The following is an 18,607-nucleotide window of genomic DNA, read 5'->3' on the forward strand; positions in this document are numbered from 1 at the left end:
TCTTCGGAGTCTCCGCACCGGCCACTTGAAAGAGGCGACCATGCGTACCGTCCACGGCGTGTGTAGGCGCCGACACTGAGGCGATACCACGACGATCGAATCCGATCGCCGGGTTTTTTGCTGTTGGCGCCACGCGAGTCAGGCGATCCGGGTTGGTGCCCGAAGGCGCCAGATCACTGTCGAACGCTCGGCGGGATCGAGGGCGATCCGATGCGATTTCCCACGCAGCTCGAACTTGTATCCGAGCAGCAGATCCTCGACCTCGACGGCGCCGTCGTCGGGCTGGCCCAGCAGCCACAGAGGCACCTCATAGGTGCATTCCTGCCGGTTCCGCGGATCGAGGTTGACGAGAACGAAGATGCAGTTGTCGCCGTCAGGCGTGGTCTTGGCGTAGCCGATGATCTGATCGTTGTAAGCGCCCGTGAACGTAACGTTCCGGAAATCCCACAGGGCCGGATTGTCGCGCCGGATGTGGTTCAGCTTGATGATGTGATCGCGGATGTTGCCGGGCCGGTGATAGTCCCAGGCCTTCAGCTCGTACTTCTCGGAATTGAGGTACTCTTCCTTCCCCGGATAGGGCTCGGCCTCGCACATCTCGAAACCGTTGTAGATGCCCCAGACACTGGAGAGAGTCGCGGCCAGGGTGGCTCGTATGACGAAACCCGAACGTCCGCTCGTCTGGAGATAGATCGGATTGATGTCCGGCGTGTTGGCGAAGAAGTTCGGGCGATAATACTCACCCATGTCGCCTGCGAGCTCGGTCGAATAAGCGATGAGTTCCGGCTTGGTGTCACGCCAAGTGAAGTAGGTATAGCTCTGCTGGTAGCCGGCCTTGGCGAGTTTCTTCATCATCTTCGGCCGGGTGAAGGCCTCGGCCAGGAAGATGACATCCGGATAGCGGGCATTGACCTCGGCGATCATCCACTCCCAGAACGGGATCGGCTTGGTATGCGGATTGTCGACCCGGAAGATACGGGCTCCCAGCTTGGCCCACCCCAGCACGATGTCGCGCAGCTCGATCCAGAGCGACGGCAGTGCCCCGCCGTAGAAGTGAACGTTCGAGATGTCCTCGTACTTTTTGGGCGGATTCTCGGCGAACTTGAGCGTCCCGTCCGGGCGCCACTCGAACCATTCCGGGTGGTTCTTGATCCAGGGATGATCGGGCGAACACTGAATCGCAAAATCGAGGGCGATCTCCATGCCGTAGGCGTGACTGGCGGCCACGAGACGACGGAAATCGTCGAGCGTGCCGAGGTCCGGATGAACAGCTTCATGCCCGCCCTCCTCCGAACCGACCGCGTAGACCGAACCGACATCGCCCGGCAGAGCCGTCAGGGTGTTGTTTTTGCCCTTTCGATTGGTCTTTCCGATCGGATGGATCGGGGTGAAGTAGAGCACATCGAAGCCGAGTTCGCGGATCTCCGGCAACCGTCGGATGACATCGTCGAAGGTGCCGTGGCGGTTGACATCCATCGATTGCGAGCGGGGGAATATTTCGTACCAAGCCGAGAACCGCGCAGCGAGACGGTCCGCAATCACCGGCACGTTCACCGGGTAGCGCGAGAGATTGATCCGCGGTGCATGGCGGCGGATCAGACTGGCGTTCTCAGGCTCCAGCATCAGGTCGAGCTGCGCGGCTGAGCCACTTTCCTGCGCATCGAGATCTGCGACGAGGGCCTTCAGCCTGTCGCCGTCGGAGCCCCGCGCATTTTCCGCCGCGCCCATCACGAAGGTCACGCCTTCGATCGTCTCGAGACGGACGTCGACGCCGGCATTGCGCTTCTTCAGCGTATCGCGAACCCACGACGAGTACCCGTCACGCCATGCCTGGATAGTGAACTCGTAGCGGGCGTTACGGAGGAGCGGAAAGTGCCCGCCCCACCGGTCATTGTCCACGAACACCATCCGATCGGCGCGCCAATCGCTTTGACCGACCACGCGGGACAGGATTTCGGCATCAATGATCTCGTGTCCGTCACTGAAGATGTCGGCTGTAACCTGGACACTCTCGCCGACGACACGCTTGACGGGGGAGCGACCGCCATCGATCTCGGGCATCACGGCCTCGATCACAACCCGCCCTTCACCCGTGGGCGTGGAAAGCTCCGGGGCCTGAATCGCCCCAGCGAGATCGGCGGCCAGGATCCTGACCTCACCGGGCGCAAGGGCCATGGCGACGCCGGGCTGGAACGTGATCGGTGCCACCTCCGGTGTGCGGTCGATGAAATCGCCGAGCCGGCCGCCCACGCGGGCAAGCAACACACCGGGCTCGACCGCCACGGAGGTGTCGGTCGGATTGTAGAGCATCAGCGTGGCGCTGCGAGCCGATGCGCCGTGGCCGGTATCGAAGCGGAGCAGCGCCGCATAGGGCGCGTCCGGCGATGAGATGCGGGCCTGGGCGCCCTCGACATTGGCGGCGGGAAGTTCCGCGCGCAAAGCGTTGATCGCCGCGACATATCCGGAAATGTCGATCCCGGTATCGGTTTCACGGGTGTCCGGGGTCGTCTCAACCACGTGGAGGGATCGACGATAGCCCCACTCGTACCCAATCGGCATGAGCACGCCGGCCGAGAAGAACGCCGACAAGGCGTAGCGCGCCTTCAGCCGCATCGCGATGAGGGTCGGATCATCGCCAAGCTCGGCCGCGAGACGCGCCATATCGTGGTTCTCGGGAAAAGCGATCGACGGCGCGATAACGCGAAGACGTTCGTATTGCTCGAGGGCCCACGAGGCTTTCAGATCCCACCAGGCGAAGCTGTTGAAGAGATAGTCGAAGCCCGCTCCGGCCGTCGATTGAGCCTCCTCGAACGTGCAACCAAGCGTTTCGGCAGCGAACAGGCAATCGGATTCCAGCGCCTTCGCGGCCGCGATGACGTCGCGCCAGACGGTCGCCGGAACCTTGTAGGCGGCGTCGCAGCGGAAGCCCCGCACGCCCAGATCCTGCAGGCGGTTGACGTAGGCCGACCACAGGCCGGTGAGTTCCCGGCGCGATGCCTCCGCGTGGTAATCGAGTTCGGCAAGGTCGCCCCAGACCGTGCGCTTCGACGGATCATCCGGATCGACGGCGTAGGGACTTTCGATGTTGCCTTCCGCATCCTTGACGAACAGATCCGGCCGCTGGGCAGCCAGGGGACCATCCATGGCGGTGTGATTGATGACCAGATCGGTCATCACACTCAGGCCCTGCGCGCTGGCCGCGGCGCAGAAGCGACGGATCTGCTCATCGTCCGAGGTGCCGTCCTGATCGCGGAAACGCTCGTCGAGGCGGTCCGGGTCGGCCACCGCGTAGAGACTCCGCGAGCCACCCGTCTGGTGGAAGGGATTCAGATAGACCCAGTCAAATCCCAGGGCGGCGATGCGCGGAAGCTCTGCGGTCCACGCCGAGACGTGCCCGACGAGGAGGGGGAACAGGTTATAAATCCGCGGCCCCTCTGCACGCGGCGCAAGGCTGGCGGGTAGCGGCACCTGACCGGCTGCGGTCCGCGCGGCGGCGGTCGTGGCGGGGCTCGGTGCGTTCATGCGTGCTCCATTTCGTTCCTGCGATCACCATCCAGGCCCCATCGTGAAGGGACTTGGGGACGCGCTTGAGGCGAGTCCGAAGGATGCGCAACCGTGACGGCGAAGACCGAACGCTTCCCCGTATTCATCCGTGCAGTGCGCCCCACGCTTGCGGGACGCACTGAATCGATCCTCAGCGGGTCCGCTTCAGGACCGCGTAGGGCAGACGCGCAAAGGCCCGTCCAAGTTCGATCCGGCCGTCATCCGAGACGATCTCGTCACCTGTCACGAGATCGACCCAGGCCGATCCCGGCGTCACCGAAAGGCTCGTGCCGGCAAAAGGCTCGCTCGACCAAACCGCATCGCCGACGAACCCCGCAATCAGGCGCGGGATGGCGACCACGAGGTCACCCTCCCCCGTTGTCGCATCGGAACGTATGAATGCGATGACATGATCCGCGCGGGGGCCCGAACCCTGAATCGCCTGATAATCGGCATCCGCGTAGAAGCTCGGACGCGCGGCACGGTCCATCAGCAGTTTGGCGAGCGTCGCCTGCTTGACGCGCCCGTCCGGCCAATGCGCCAACAGGTCGACCGCCGATGTTTCCTGATCGAGCGCACGGGACAGGGCCGGATAGTCCACCGGGCGGCGATTATCGGGATCGACGAAGGAGAAGTCCCAGAACTCCGTGCCCTGGTAGGTATCCGGGAGGCCGGGCAGCGTCACCTTCAGAACGGTCCGCCCCAGACCGGCGATCATGCCGAGGTGGGCCAGACGACCGGCGAAGGGGCGCATCTGTGTCAGGAAGGCAGAGCCGGGCGCGATCAGCTTGGAGAAGAGAGCGTGGACGGCCCCCTCGTACCCTTCATCGACGTTGACCCAGCTCGATCGACGCTTCGATTCCCGAAGCGCCTTCTCGGCATAGGCGTCCAGGCGGCTTCGGAAGTCCTCGATGGCGCCGGCATCGTCGTGTTCCAGCAGTTCGAGCGGCCATGCTCCGAGAATGGCCTGGAAGAACATCCACTGATCGTTGGCATCGGGCACCGCTTCCTCGTCGATCACGGTGAGATGCGGTTGGGCAAGCGTCGTCCAGATGTCCCAGGCCGCAGCCCAGTCCTCGGGTAGTTCCGACAGGGCGAGCAGACGCGACCGGGCATCCTCGCCACGCTTGGTGTCGTGGGTTGCGGTGGTGATCATCGCGTTCGGCCAGTCGCGAGCCCGCGCGGCCTGAAGCGCATGGAAGTGCTCGGCATCGATACCGTACTCGCCCGGGTCGCCGCCAACCTCGTTGAGAGCGAGCAGTTCGGCGAACCGATAGAACAGCGTGTCCTCCAGGCTCTTCGCCATGACCGGACCGGTGAGCTGCTGGAAGCGACGGCGGAAGCGCAGGATCACCTCGGGATCGGGCCGACCCGGCCCCGTCACGTCGATGCGTCCGAGCATGGCCTCTGCGGCGAAGTCGTGGACCGAGCGGTCCGGCAAGGCGCTCCAGCGCTTGGCCTTCTTCACGGCCGTCTCGATCAGGCGGACGTCCTCGTCCTCGACATCGCTCTCGTCGAGGTCGCCGGGCAGGTAGCTGCGATAGGTCGGGAAGCGGGCGATGATCTCGATCAGCGCCCGCCGGATCGCGTTGACCGAGAAATCACGGGTGCGGCGGTCGGCATCCGCCACGGCCTTGAGATCGGACGTCATCACCTCGAGCTCGGAGGCGAAGCTGATCTCCAGGATTTCCGCTTTCGCCGCCCGAAGCATGAACTTGTACGGCTCGTCGAACTGCGTCCGGCTCTCGTAGAGCTTGCGAATTTCGGCGCGCTTGCCCTGGTCGACGAGGATGCCGTCGAGATGGTTGAGCACGTCGTATCCGGTGGTGCCGGCCACGGGCCACGGGCGCAGGCGCTCTCCGGGCTCGAGAATCTTCTCGACCACCACGTAGAAGCCGGGTCCGATGGCGGCCTGGAGGGCACGGGCGTATCCGAGAGGGTCCGCGAGGCCGTCGATGTGATCGATGCGCAATCCGTCGATGCGTCCGGCCGCGATGTGGCGGAAAATGGTTTCGTGCGAGCGCTGGAACACGTCGGACTTCTCGACGCGCAAGCCAGCGAGACCGTTCACGTCGAAGAAACGGCGGTAATTGATGTCGCTGGCCGCGATACGCCAATGCGCGAGCCGGAAGGATTGCTGCTCCAGCAGCCGGTGCAGCGGACCGAAGCTGTCCGGGTGGCCCTTGGCGCCGTTCAGCAGCTTCAGGGTTCGCCCGATGGCCGCCGCGATGGCCGGCGAGGCTTCGACGGCTTCGACGAGGCGTTCCTTCAGCTCTTCGGCTTCCGCCGGGAAGGCGCGACGGCGTTCGTCGTTGGTCTCCTCGCCCATCAAGCGCAGACGTTCGGAGATCCCGAGAACCTCCAGGGCCGCCGCATCCTCGATATCACCCAGCGCCGCCAGCGACCGATTCAGGATCGTCGGGTATTGCAGCGGGCAGATCGGGAATTCGTGCTCGTAATGCCAGACGCTGAACGCGCCCTTGTCGGCGTCGAACTTCAGCTCCAGCGTTCCCTTCTCCATGGCCTCGCCGTAGCGGTCGCCCAGGAAGGGCACCACGAGCTTGTTCTTGGCACCGAGGCGCGACCAATCGATGTCGAACGCTTCGGCCGAGGGTGAGAGGCCACCCCATTCCAACACCGATAGCCACCAGGGATTGTCCGCACCGCCAACGCCCATGTGGTTCGGCACGATATCGAGAAGGAGCTTCAGGCCGGCACCGTGGAGGGCGTCGCTGAACCGTGCGAACCCCTCTTCTCCACCGAGTTCCGGGTTGATCGTCGAATGATCAACGATGTCGTATCCATGCGTCGAGCCGGGACGCGCCTTCTGGATCGGCGACGCGTAGACGTGGCTGATACCGAGTTTGGCGAGGTAGGGGACGATCTTCTCCGCGTCCGCGAACGTGAAGTCCTTGTGAAACTGGAGGCGGTAGGTCGCGCGCGGTGGTGCGGAGGCAAGCCGTGCGGCACCGGACCGAGGGCCGCGTTCCTCGGCCGAGAGCGAAGCCGCGAGCTTCGCCAGCGGGCCGCCCGGCGCCGCGATGCTCTCCAACGTGCGATCGAGCTTGCGCCGCCAATTGGGGTAGCCCTCGGTGGAGCCTGGGACATTGGCCTGGGACAGTTCTGAGACGACGTCCTCGTACTGCACGGCCGTCAGCATCGATGGCGCGCGGCCGAGATAGCGCGCAGCCGCCTCGAAGGGTGCCGCCTCGGGCGGATCGTAGCTCGGGAGCAACTGCTCGCCGGCAAGAGCTTCTGTCAGACGGGCGCGCTCCTCCACGCGCTCGCGACGCTCAGCGTCGGCGCGCTCGGCATCGTACAGGCCCAGGGACTGCCGTGTATCGGTATCGACACCCCGCCACCAACCGACAAAGGTCGGTAGGTCATGGGTGGTGATCGCCGTCAGGGCGTCGCGCGGGTAGGCAGCCGGCGGCTTGAAGCGACCACCCTCCTCCCGCTCGAAAGCGAGGATACGATAGCTCAGGATGCCAGCCAGCATCAGTGCGTCGGAGAACCCCTCCGGGGCCGTACCGAGATCCTCGGCGATGACGAGGCACTTGGCCCGATGGCTCTCCAGGCGCAGGACGGCGAGCATCGGCTCGAACGGCATGGTGACATACGCGCCCTCCTTCGCCGAACGTCCCACCGGGATCAGGAACAGGCGCGCGAGCTGGAAAGCGTGATCGATGCGGATCGCGCCGGCATGGCGCATGTTCGCCACCACCAGCGCGCGGAAGGCGGCGAGCCCGTCACGCTCCATCTCCAACGGATGGAAGGCAGGCAAGCCCCAATCCTGGCCCTTCGGAGCAAGGAGATCCGGCGGCGCACCGATCGACACGCCGTTGGCGAAACGCTCGGGATGCGACCAGATCTCGGAGCCTCCGCGATCGGCGCCGACGGCGAGGTCCCGGTAGAGTCCCAGGCGCATGCCGGTGGCGAATGCCGCGTTGGCGGCGTCTTCGAGCTGTCGATCCGCCAGATATTGCAGCCAGATATGATAGGTGACCGCGTCCGCCCGCTCGGACGCGAAAGCGCGCACCGCTTCGGTGCCGTTCCGGCGCATCTCCTCAGGCCAGTCTCCGAGCCATTGAGCACCGTCCGCCTGGTAATGCTCGGCGAGGGCTTCGAAGGTCCCATGCGCTTCGAGGTCCTTGCCTCCCGCCGCACGGAAGGCCGCGAACCGGGCATCCGTGCCGTCGCGCGCCGCCGATTCCTGCCAAAGAGCGCGCAGGACCGGGGAAAGGACACCCCAGATGCCCGCATGTTCGACGAGCTTGGCCTCGCGCAGGGCCTCGACCCGGTCCGCCATCGACGCAAGCAGTTCCGCAGCCTTTGACCCGACGAAGCCCGGAAGCGCGCCGGGCTCGATGAAGAGGGTCTCAAGAAACAGCCGCGACGACGGTGAGTAGGGCGATATCTTGGTGCGATCCGTCGCGAACAACGCATGCACGGGGCTGAGCCCCAGGAACGAGGCGCCCCGCAGGCCGGCGTCGCGCGCTGCGCGCCCGGCATCGACGTAGGACCCGATCCCGAGATTGTGGGGGGATCGCAATCCGTAGAGTTGGGCCGCCAGTCCCCAGTCCCGCGCGCCCTCGTCTGCGTAAGCCCGGGGACGCCAGCATCGCTGCGGCGCAGAGATCACCCAGGCCTCGGCCCGATGGTCGCCGAGATGAACGCTCAGACGGTGATAGCCGGGCGTCAGGGGAGGCAGCTCGAAGCTCGGACCCGTGACGGCGACGCGACCCTCGCGGTGATGTCCTCGCTCATCTTCGAGGCGCCAGGACAATGTTCCGGCGGCACCTTGCACTTGGATCGGCACATTGGCAGCGCGGCGTGCCTCCGCGGGTATCAATGGCGGGATCAAGCTACGGCGCACGGCCTCGACGTCGGCAAGGCTCGCGGCGATCTCCGCGTCCGACCCGACCGGGAAACCCAGGGCCGCAATCATGCCGCGCCGAACTTCGATCGAGGTGTCGACGGGCTGCCCGAAGGCATCGGTATAGCCGGCAGCGACGCCGAGGAGGTCGGCGAGGCGTTCGAGGTCGCGGCTCATCACTTCACACCCGTCAGGAAGACACCCGTCCAGGACGGGAGTTCGATCGATCCGTTTCCGGTCCCGCTCGACCAGATAACTTGGCCGCCGTCGCGCTCCACCGCGAAGTCGTCCGTCCCAACATTGGCGACGAACCGCAGGAAGCCACCCTCGTATCTCCACGTGCAGTCGACGACGTCAGGCCGAGGGAGCGTCACTTTGGCACCGAGGTAGCGGATTTTGGTGAGAGGCACGACGGATTGATGGCGGATCTGGAGGAGGTTTCGCGTGTCCGCGAGCACAGCGCGATGCGGAGGCTGGGAGCGCTCGGCCCAATCGATACGGGAATCCGTGAAGGTCTTTTCCTCCGTCGGATCGGGAATCACCGACGTATCGTCGGCAAAGGCTGCAAAGCTCTTGAACTCCCGACGCCGCCCCTCGCGGACGGCTTTGTTCAGGTCTTCGTCCGGCGCGAAATCGACGAAGAACAGGAATGGAGCCGTCGCCGACCACTCCTCGCCCATCCACAGCATGGGAATCTGGGGGCTGAGCAACAGCCCAGCCCGGGCAAGCGCAAGCTTTTCAGGGTCGCAGAGAGTGTTGAGACGTTCGCCCAACGCCCGGTTACCGACCTGATCATGGTTTTGCAGGAAGGTGACGAAGGCCGAGGGAGGCAGGTGAGCGGACGGCTCGCCGCGCGGGTGATTGTCGAGCGTGGGGAACGGCTCCCCTTGATAGGCGAAGCCCTCTGACAGGCAGCGAGCCAAATGCGCCACCGGCTTGTCGGCAAAGCTGGCATAGTAGCCGGCATCGTCGCCGGTCAGCAGCACGTGCCAGCAATGATGAAGGTCGTCGGCCCATTGGGCAGTGTGCTGGATCGGCTGCCCATCGGCGTTCCGCTCCAGCCACCGGGCCTGGTTGGCCTCGTTCTCCAGCACCAAGTGAATGTGACGCCCTGGAAGTCGAGCGCGAATGGTCTCCGCGAGCTCCCCGATGAAATGCTTATCGGAATCATCGAGAATGGCGTGAACGGCATCGAAGCGCAGGCCGTCGAAGTGAAACTCTTCCAGCCAATAGATCGAATTCTCGATGAAGAAGTCGCGGACCACACGACCGCTCGTCTCACCGTCGAAGTTGATTCCAGCGCCCCACGGGGTTTGATGGCGCTCGGTGAAGAACGTCTTCGCGTAGGCGTTCAAATAGTTCCCGGTCGGGCCGAAGTGGTTGTACACCGCATCCAGAAACACCATCAGGCCAAGACTATGGGCCTTATCAATCAGACGCTTAAGATCTTCCGGACGACCGTATACACCGTCCGGTGCATAGGGGAGCACACCGTCGTAGCCCCAGTTTTGCGTGCCCTGAAAGTCGGCGAGCGGCAGAAGCTCGATCGCCGTAACGCCGAGGTCGCGCAAATCGTCGAGCTTGGCTTGAAGGGCCGCGTAAGTGCCCTCGGGAGTCGCGGTGCCCACATGCACCTCGTACAGGACCACCTCTTCCCACGGACGTCCGGTCCAGTCGGAATCGGTCCATTCATAGGCTCGCGGGTCGATGACCTCGCTCAGCCCCGAAACGTCGTCCGGTTGAAAACGCGATGCAGGATCCGGCACCACGAGGTCGCCATCGATGCGGTAGCCGTATCGCGCGCCGCTTCGGGTCCCCGGCACCGTCACTTCACGCCATCCCTCGCCAGCATCCGGGATCGCGTGATCTGTTCCGTCCAGGACGAGGGCCACGTCCTTCGCCGTCGGCGCCCAGAGGGCAAACCGGACGCCATCCTTCATCACTTCGCTGCCGAAGGCCATGCTGTGGGCGCGCCGCATCAGACTGTCATCTTCCGTGTCTCGCGTTCGCCAGGGGTCAGTGAGCGTCCGTCGCACCTTGCAGAAGCCGGGCCGCCGCCTCTTGTTCCCTTCGGCTTCGACCGCGCGACGAAGCGTGGCCCGGAAGCGACAACCATCTGGCATCGATCTCTTGTGCGCCGCACCGGTTGGTAGACCATCAGGGTCTGCGGATGACCGCGCCCGCGCCTCTTCAATGGCTGCGCAGGAATCGAAATTTCGGCGCCGCAGCAGCGGTGGGGTGCGTCACCAAAGAAGCGCAGGACGTCACAGCTTTCCGGCGCATGAGCGTCCGAGATCTCTCTGCAAGCAGACCGGAGCCCACAGCAGAGGCGGTCGGAATCGCTCCCTCACCGGCTCAGCCGGTGAAAAATCGTGCCGAGAAGACGGCTGTCCGACCTAAGTCCGGTAAGCCGATGCCGGGCGGGCCCGCAGAACGTAGACCGCCTGAGCCTCGAGGTGGACGCCGGCGCCGACTGGGAACAGGGGCTGTCCGGCGGGCACGGAGCCAGCCTGACGGGTGGTATCGAAGATCAAAGTCCACGGCCCGCCGATGACCGGCGCCAAGGTGAAGTCGCACGGCGTATCGGCCGCGTTCACCAAGATCAGGAGCCGATCGGCCTGCGGTAGATCATTGCCGATCTGCATCCCGAATGTTTGGCGCTCAGGGTCGACCCAATCCTGATCCCCCATTTCTGCCCCCTGGGGCGCGAGCCAGTGAACGTCGCGCAGGGATTCACTCTCGGTGAACGCACCGGTGAGATAGGCCCGACGGCGAAGCGCCGGTTGCTCCCGGCGAAGCCGTGTGAGGTTGCCGATGAACGTGGCGAGGCTCGGGTCGGGATCGGTCTCCCAATCCATCCAGCTGGTGGCGTTATCCTGCGCATAGGCATTGTTGTTGCCGCCTTGGCTGCGGGATCGCTCGTCGCCCATCAGCAGCATTGGAACACCCTGAGCCAGGAACACCATCGCCAGGAGATTGCGCTTCTGGCGGTTCCTCAGGTTGAGAATGGCAAGGTCGTCGGTTCCACCCTCGACTCCGTAGTTGCGAGAGAGGTTATGCCCGTGTCCGTCACGGTTGTCCTCGCCATTCGCGAGGTTGTGCTTCTCCTCGTAGGCGACGACATCCGCCAGGGTGAAGCCGTCATGGGACGCCGCGAAGTTGATGCTGGCGAGGGGCCAGCGACCGGAGGCGGCGAAGATCTCGCGTGAACCGGAGAGTCCCTGTGTGACTTTTGCGAGCGTTCCGCGATCCCCACGCCAGAAACCCCGGATGCTATCGCGGAATTGGTCATTCCACTCGCTCCAGCCTCGGGGATAACCACCGAGCTGATAGCCGCCGGCACCGATGTCCCAGGGTTCTGCAATCATCTTGACGTGCGCCAGGATCGGGTCCTGGGCGACGGCCTGGAAAAAGGCGGCCTTTGCGCTGAAATCATGCGGGTTGCGCGCCAAGCTGCTCGCGAGATCGAAACGGAAGCCCGCAACCCCGTAAGCGGTCACCCAATGGCGCAGGGAATCGAGGACCAACTGCATGACGCGCGGATGGTCGAGGTCCAGGGTATTGCCGCACCCGGTGCAATCGAGTGTGTCGCGAGGATTGCTCGGATCGAGTTTGTAGTAGGTGGCGTTGTCGACGCCGCGGAACGACAGGGACGGGCCGCTGTGGTCGGCCTCCGCCGTGTGATTGTAGACGACATCGAGGATCACCTCGATCTCGGCGGCTGCGAGTTCCCGGATGGCGGCGCGCAGGCCCCCGATGCCGGCTGGCCCGCGATAGCGCGGGTCTGCAGCGAAGTAGTTCAGCGGCGAGTAGCCCCAGAAGTTGACCAACCCCTTTTCCACCAGGAACCGATCGTCGGCGAAGGCCTGGATCGGCAGCAACTCGATCGCCGTGACGCCGAGCTTCAGCAGATGCTCGATGATCGCCGGGTGGGCCAGGGCCGCGTAGGTACCCCGCGCCGCTTCCGGAACGTCCGGGTGGGTCTGAGTGAGGGCCTTGACGTGCGCTTCGTAGATGACGGTCTGCGACAAGGGTCGCCGGACTGGGCTGACGGCGAGGTCGGGAACTTCAGGCGGAGTCACGATGCCCCGGGGCATGAACGCCGCGCTGTCGCGTCGATCGATCTGGTCGGGCCGCTGAAGCCCCCGCCGGTGGCCGTAGAGCGAATCGTGCCAGCGGATTCGTCCCTGGATATCCCGCGCATAGGGATCGAGCAGCAATTTGGCGGGATTGAACCGATGACCGTTCGCAGGGTCCCAGGGTCCGTGGACGCGGTAGCCATAGAGTTGCCCGGGGAAGACGCCGCGCAGGTAGCCGTGCCAGACGTCGTCCGTTCGACAGGGCAAGCGGATGCGGCGCGTCTCATGGCGTTCGCCGTGGTCGAACAAGCAGAGATCGACGGCTGTCGCGTGCTGCGAGAAGAGCGCGAAATTGACGCCGCGCCCATCGAAATGGGCGCCGAACGGCGCCGGCACGCCGTCTTCGACGCCGATCATGTTATCCGTAGCCATCAAGAAGTTGGTGCCGTCCCGGGTTCAAGGCGCCGAAGGACGACGCCGGATGATCATTCCGCAGCGGCCGCCGTGCGAGGTGGCTCACGCTCGATCGTCCGAAAATTCTCGAGCTCCGCCATGAAGTTGCGGGCCCACCAATCGACATCCTCGCGCGTCATGCGCTCCAACATCGGCTTCCACCGCTCCAGGCGCTCGCCACGCGGCATGTAGAGCGCCGTCCGGATCGCTTCCGCCACCTCGAACCGGTCGTAGGGATTGACCAGAAGAGCCTCGGGCAACTGTCGCGCGGCACCGGCAAATTTCGACAGCACGAGGACGCCAGGATCCTCCTCGGTTTGAGCGACGACGTATTCCTTGGCGACGAGGTTCATGCCATCGCGCATCGGCGTCACCAGCCCGACCCGCGCCGCACGATAGAGGCCCGCCAGGACAGGGCGCGGATAGGCCTTGGTGACGTACTGGATCGGCGTCCAGTTCGGTTCACCGAGGGTTCCGTTGATGTGCCCGACGGTCTCGTTCACCTCTCTGCTGAGATCTTCGTACTCGGGGACTTCGGTCCGAGATTTCGGCGTGATCTGCAGATAGACCACGTTACCGCGCTGATCGGGGTTGGAAGCGAAGAACCGATCGACGGCCTCCATCCGCTCAGGCACGCCCTTCGAATAATCGAGCCGATCGACGCCGATCAGAAGCTTTCGCGTCCGCAATCCAGCCATCGTTTCGCGAACCGTGCGGTTCGACCCAGCGTTCTCGGCAGCTTCCTTGAACCCAGCGACATCGATGCCGATCGGGAAGCTGCGGATTCGGGTACGGCGTCCATCCACCATCAGCGAGCCGCCGCCGAGGGGAATCGCCCGGAGTTCGTCGATGAGATTACGCGTCAGGTTGTGGACGTCGGGATCGGTCTGCAAACCGATGAGATCGTAATCGGCGATCCCGCGCAGCAGATCGCCGCTCGCCGGCAGCGTGTTGAACACGTCGGCCGCCGGCCAGGGAATGTGGTGGAAGTAGCCGATGGGATTTGCGATCCCGAGGCCACGTAGTTCCGAAGCCAGGGGGAGAAGATGATAATCGTGCACCCAGATGATGTCATCCGGCTCCACGAGATTCGCCAGGGCGCGCGCGAAGATGCGGTTGACCCGCTGATAGCCGGCGTAATCCGAGCGCGAGAATGCACCGAGGCCGAGCCTGTAGTGCATGATCGGCCAAAGGGCGCGGTTGGCGAAACCGCTGTAATACTCGCGATGGTCTTGGGGTGACAGATCGACGACGGCGTAACTGATATGCCCCCGGTCGATCAGGGTCGGCTCACTCGAAGGGTTCTCGACGACGTTTCCGCTCCAGCCGAACCACAACCCCTCGTAAGCGGTGAACGCTTCCTTGACGGCGACGGCGAGACCACCGGCCGCCACGGCCTTGCCCCCTTCCTCGGGGATTGCAACGCGGTTCGATACGATGACGAGACGTGCCACGAAGCCGGCTCCGGTCCTCACGGGTCTTACGCACAAGCGCGTTCGACCGAAATGATACATTGGGTGAACGCGCGGAAGCCAAGCGCGATCCGTCGATGCAGCCAAGCGCGTTCGATGCATCTGGGTCAAGGCCTGAATGCCTCGGGTTCACGGCGAACAACGGCAGCTTGAACCTCACCTCGCCCTGATCAGCGATGCCTTTCGGCGCATAAGATGCATGACCGCCGGTTTACAACGGTCAAGCTTAGACGGTTTAACGAGTTCGACCTGAACGGCGGCTGAGGCTCTTGCTGTCGAGGGTGTTACGAAGAGCGGAACCCTGCCTCTCCCGAGGCTGTTGAACCGTGGCAAATTGGTAATCTGCCCAACCCGTGCCGAGGAGTGTCTCCGTGACCGCAAATCAATCCCCAGGGCCCTCAACGGGTGCGGAGCCGGTGAACCCGACGGCCGACTGGAAAGCGCTGCGCGGCGATGTCGAGGGGATCGCAGACGTCGCCGCCGAGCGCGGACGCAGCTTCGTCGATGCCGCCCGTTCCCATGCCACTGACTACGTCGATCAGCGCAAAGGCGACGCCGCCCGTTCGGTCACGGACCTCGCCAAGTCCGTGCGGGAGTCGAGCAAGACCTTCGAGGCTCAGCCCAACATCCGCGCCTTCTTCGACAGCGCCGCAGACGGACTGGAACACCTGGGAGCGTCGATCGAGGAGCGCAGCTTCTCGGAGTTCTACGAGGACGCTGAGGCGTTCGCTCGCCGCTCTCCCGTCGCGGTGGCGGTCGCCACCTTCCTGACCGGTTTCGTGGTCGCGCGCTTCATTAAATCGACGAGCGCTGCGCCCCTGAACGAAACCTACCCGACGCACCATCGACTGTGAGGTTCGGGATATGACCACCGGTCCGCAATCCAGTATTCAGGGCCTCATCGGCGATGCCCTGCGCGAAACGAATGAACTGGCTCGGAAGGAGATCGCCCTCTTCCGAAACGAGATGACGAGCAATGTCCGCGCGCTCTTCATCGGGCTCGGACTCCTGGTCGGCGCCGCCGTTTTTGGGGTCGTCGCCTTGTTCGTCCTAGTGGACGCGCTCGTGAAATGGCTGGCCACCGTCGTGCAATCGGAAGCCCTCGCGGCACTTATCGTTGGCGGCGTCCTGCTGATCGTGGCCGTCGCTCTCGCTCTGTTCGGCAAGAACGCGATGTCCCTGTCGACCCTCGCGCCCGTTCGTACCTCCCGTCAGGTCCGCCAGGATGCCCGCACCTTGTCCGAAAGGGTATCAGGATGACCGAGTCGTTGAACGACCTCGAGAAGGATATCGAAGCGAGCCGGGCTCGCCTCGATCAAACGATCGATCAGATCCAGGACAGACTATCGGTCTCCAGCATCGTCGACGAGATGCTGGGCAATGCCCGGCAGACTCCTCTGAGCGGTGCCTATGATGGCGCACTCGAAGCCGTGCGGCGCAATCCGGTCCCGGTTCTACTGATTGCAGCCGGAATCGGTTGGTTGCTCCACCGGATGTCGACGAACCAGACCGCCCCGGCGGTGCGTCGGCGGGGACGCCTCGCCGTCGAAGGTCTTCCGGTCACGAAGACCGGAGCCGACCGCGTCTACGATCCCGACCTTCCGACACAGCGCCCGGCCCATTCCCTGTCGAGCGAAACGCAGATCTGAGGTCCTGAGCCAAGGATCACGCTGATCTGCTCCTCGTGGGCACCGTGACCCGATCCTCAGAGACCATCGCCGACCATCAGGAGTTTCCCATGAGTTCGACCCAGAAACCCGGCGACCAGCATCGTTCGCTTCCGGATGATATCGCTCTCGCCGCAGGGATGCCGCGCGGCCATCAAACGGAAGGATCCTTGCACGACATCCCGAGCCCGAGCCATCACACGGGAACCCAGACTCACAGTATCCATACGGGTGGCTTCAATGAAGGGTCCATGGCGGACGAAGCCGCAGCGCGGGCAAGCGACCTTCGGGATCGGGCTGCCACCGCGGCGAGCGACACCCGCGATCGTCTGTCGGACACCGCAAAGGACCTTCGGGAGCGCGCCTCGGACGTGTACGATGATGCACGGGGATGGGCTTCGGAAACGCACCGGGAAGGACTTCGCCGGGTCAATGATTTGAGCGATCGCAGCAGTGCTCGCCTCCAGGACGGCAAGTCTGCAGTCGAGGACTTCGTGGCGGAGAATCCTCTTCTCGTCGGCGTCGTCGGCCTTGCAGCCGGTCTTCTGATCGGAGCCTTGCTGCCGCGAACCCGAACCGAGGACCAGAATGTCGGCCCCTGGGCGGATGAGGTCCGCGACCAGGGGCTGCGTTACGCCCGTGACGTAACCCACCGCGGCCGCGAATTCGTCGCGAGCGCACTCGATCCTGAAAATCTGAATGCCGCCGTCCAGCGTGCCAGCTCGGGTGATCAGACCCCTTCGGCGACCCCTCACGATCGGACTTCAGCGCCGAACTGATCGTCGGGCGCGCTTCTAAACCTCAGACGAGGACAGTGCCGCTTGGCGCTGTCCTCGTCTTCGTTTGAGACATGATGTGACGCAATCGGTCGGGGGGGCCTGCATCTCGGCTCGACGCCGCTTCGCAGAGCCACTATCGACTGACTGCATGAAGATTGCCGATTGCGAAATTTTGATCCTGCCCGGCTATGCGGGGTCCGAAGACGACCATTGGCAGGCGCGGTGGGCGGACCGGCTCTCGACGGGGCGGATCATCGTACAGGACGACTGGAATTACCCGGATCCCGACGCATGGCGTACGCGGATCGTGGAGGCCGTGAATGCGGCAGTTCGTCCCGTGATCCTGATCGCTCACAGTCTGGGTGTCGTTGCAGCCGTTCAGGCGTCACCGCATTTCCGTCCCGGTGTCGTTCGCGGAGCCCTTCTGGTCGCGTTTCCGGACGTGGAGATGACGCCGAACCTTCCCACCAGTGTCACGGCTTTCGCGCCCGTTCCGCGTGAGCCCCTTCCCTTCCCATCGCTTGTGGTTGCCAGTCGAAACGACCCGTACTGTAGTTACGAGCGGGCCGAGGATTTCGCCTATGCCTGGGGCGCGGTGGTCGTCGATGCCGGCGAGTCGGGCCACATCAATGTCGCCAGCGGACATGGCCCATGGCCGGAAGGCCTGATGCGGCTCGCCGGTTTCCTGAAATCCCTCTGATGTTCAGGGCTTTTCGGATTCAGCGAGGGGTCTGAGCAATTCGCCGGCCACGTCGGTCAGGCGAGGTGGCGCTTCCCGGACGAAGGGCAGAGGCCGACACACCGCCATAGCGGCGAGGCCGAAGCGGGCGGTCATCAATCCGTTAAGAACTCCCTCGCCCAGTTTCGCCGATACGCGGGCCGCGATGCCGAGGCCGAGCACTTGCTGGACCATACTTTCGCCCACCGCCATGCCGCCCGTGACGGTGAGATGCGCGAAGGCCGAGCGGGCGAGCCGGAGGAATCCCAGGAATCCAGGCCGCCCGCCATAAATCGTTGCGATACGGCGCAGGAGACGGACGGCGGCGAAAACCACGAAGGCGACGTCGACGATGGCGCGCGGGCTCAGAGCCGTCACCGCCGAGACCTGCTTCGCGGCTGATGCGATGGCGTTGCGCGCCTGTCGGTCGAGGGGGGCGAGCAATTCGTGCTCGGCAAGGCCGATCCGATCGTCCACATCGAGAATGGCGTCGCCCAACGTATCGAGCCGAATCCTGCCGGCGTTCAGAGCGCTGCGATCGGCGTAGAGCGCCGACAGGTCGCGCACCACGGCCTGAGCCGAGGAATGATCGCGCGTGGCGATGGCAGCGACGGCCTTGGCCCGAACCCGCTCGATCTGCCGCTCTCGCCAGATGCCGGAGAGTTCGCGGGCGAGGATGACCAGGAACGCGACCGCGGCGATCGCCAGCAGAACCAGAGCCACGCCGCCAAGCCAGGGTGCAGCACTGAACAGATCGGCGATCATGCGCTCGACCGAGAGGCCGACCCCTAAGGAGACGAGGCCACCGAGAGCGACCAGGAGCAGGCTGAGCCACGGAGCCCGGTTCCGTGGTGCCACCGGCACCGCGACACCATCGGCAGCCTCCACGATCTCGAACGGCTCGTCGACAATCCGTACGTGCGGCGACGGTGGCACCGCGCCCTCGTCCGCGTCGACCGTCGTCGAGGACGGAATTCGGAAGGCGCGGGGACGTTGGGTCGAACTCATGGCGGGGCGTCCTGG

At 64.5% G+C, this 18,607-nt stretch carries 11 protein-coding genes; 5 read left to right on the forward strand and 6 right to left on the reverse strand.

All coding sequences use genetic code 11. From position 1 onward, the window contains the following. Positions 1-138: 138 nt before the first annotated feature. The 5 genes from ACV7NL_RS22470 to ACV7NL_RS22490 all read right to left on the reverse strand — a co-directional run bounded on the left by ACV7NL_RS22470 (position 139) and on the right by ACV7NL_RS22490 (position 14,402). Positions 139-3,519 (reverse strand): maltotransferase domain-containing protein, encoded by a 3,381-nt coding sequence (locus tag ACV7NL_RS22470; RefSeq protein ID WP_463356927.1) that lies wholly within the window; start codon positions 3,517-3,519, stop codon positions 139-141. A gap of 172 nt (positions 3,520-3,691) precedes the next feature. Beyond that, positions 3,692-8,593, reverse strand: coding sequence for a malto-oligosyltrehalose synthase (locus ACV7NL_RS22475; RefSeq protein ID WP_463356928.1), 4,902 nt, complete (start codon positions 8,591-8,593; stop codon positions 3,692-3,694). After that, complete coding sequence (gene treZ / locus ACV7NL_RS22480) at positions 8,593-10,395, reverse strand: malto-oligosyltrehalose trehalohydrolase (protein ID WP_463356929.1); 1,803 nt, start codon at positions 10,393-10,395, stop codon at positions 8,593-8,595. Before treZ ends, ACV7NL_RS22475 begins: the two co-directional genes overlap by 1 nt. A 417-nt stretch (positions 10,396-10,812) precedes the next feature. Next, positions 10,813-12,912, reverse strand: coding sequence for a glycogen debranching protein GlgX (gene glgX / locus ACV7NL_RS22485; RefSeq protein WP_463356930.1), 2,100 nt, complete (start codon positions 12,910-12,912; stop codon positions 10,813-10,815). A 68-nt stretch (positions 12,913-12,980) separates the two neighbouring features. After that, entirely contained in the window at positions 12,981-14,402 is a 1,422-nt protein-coding gene (locus ACV7NL_RS22490) for an alpha,alpha-trehalose-phosphate synthase (UDP-forming) (protein ID WP_056188935.1), read from the reverse strand. A gap of 389 nt (positions 14,403-14,791) precedes the next feature. On the opposite strand from ACV7NL_RS22490, the gene ACV7NL_RS22495 reads away from it, so the two are divergent. The 5 genes from ACV7NL_RS22495 (at position 14,792) to ACV7NL_RS22515 (ending at position 17,566) form a co-directional block, all read left to right on the forward strand. Then, the gene (locus ACV7NL_RS22495; RefSeq protein ID WP_056188418.1) at positions 14,792-15,274 is read left to right on the forward strand and encodes a hypothetical protein; all 483 of its coding nucleotides are present in this window, start codon (positions 14,792-14,794) and stop codon (positions 15,272-15,274) included. Between the two features lie 10 nt (positions 15,275-15,284). Beyond that, positions 15,285-15,680: a phage holin family protein gene (locus tag ACV7NL_RS22500; protein WP_056486622.1), complete on the forward strand. Its 396-nt coding sequence runs from the start codon at positions 15,285-15,287 to the stop codon at positions 15,678-15,680. Then, positions 15,677-16,069 (forward strand): DUF3618 domain-containing protein, encoded by a 393-nt coding sequence (locus ACV7NL_RS22505; protein WP_056188424.1) that lies wholly within the window; start codon positions 15,677-15,679, stop codon positions 16,067-16,069. Before ACV7NL_RS22500 ends, ACV7NL_RS22505 begins: the two co-directional genes overlap by 4 nt. 89 nt (positions 16,070-16,158) lie before the next feature. Next, the gene (locus ACV7NL_RS22510; protein ID WP_082504224.1) at positions 16,159-16,866 is read left to right on the forward strand and encodes an ElaB/YgaM/YqjD family protein; all 708 of its coding nucleotides are present in this window, start codon (positions 16,159-16,161) and stop codon (positions 16,864-16,866) included. A 148-nt stretch (positions 16,867-17,014) separates the two neighbouring features. Beyond that, entirely contained in the window at positions 17,015-17,566 is a 552-nt protein-coding gene (locus ACV7NL_RS22515; protein WP_463356931.1) for an RBBP9/YdeN family alpha/beta hydrolase, read from the forward strand. Between the two features lie 3 nt (positions 17,567-17,569). Here ACV7NL_RS22515 and ACV7NL_RS22520 read toward each other — a convergent pair whose 3' ends face one another. Further along, positions 17,570-18,592 (reverse strand): YcjF family protein, encoded by a 1,023-nt coding sequence (locus tag ACV7NL_RS22520; protein WP_463356932.1) that lies wholly within the window; start codon positions 18,590-18,592, stop codon positions 17,570-17,572. Positions 18,593-18,607 lie beyond the last annotated feature (15 nt).

The organism is Methylobacterium sp. Ger2507 (assembly GCF_055231875.1).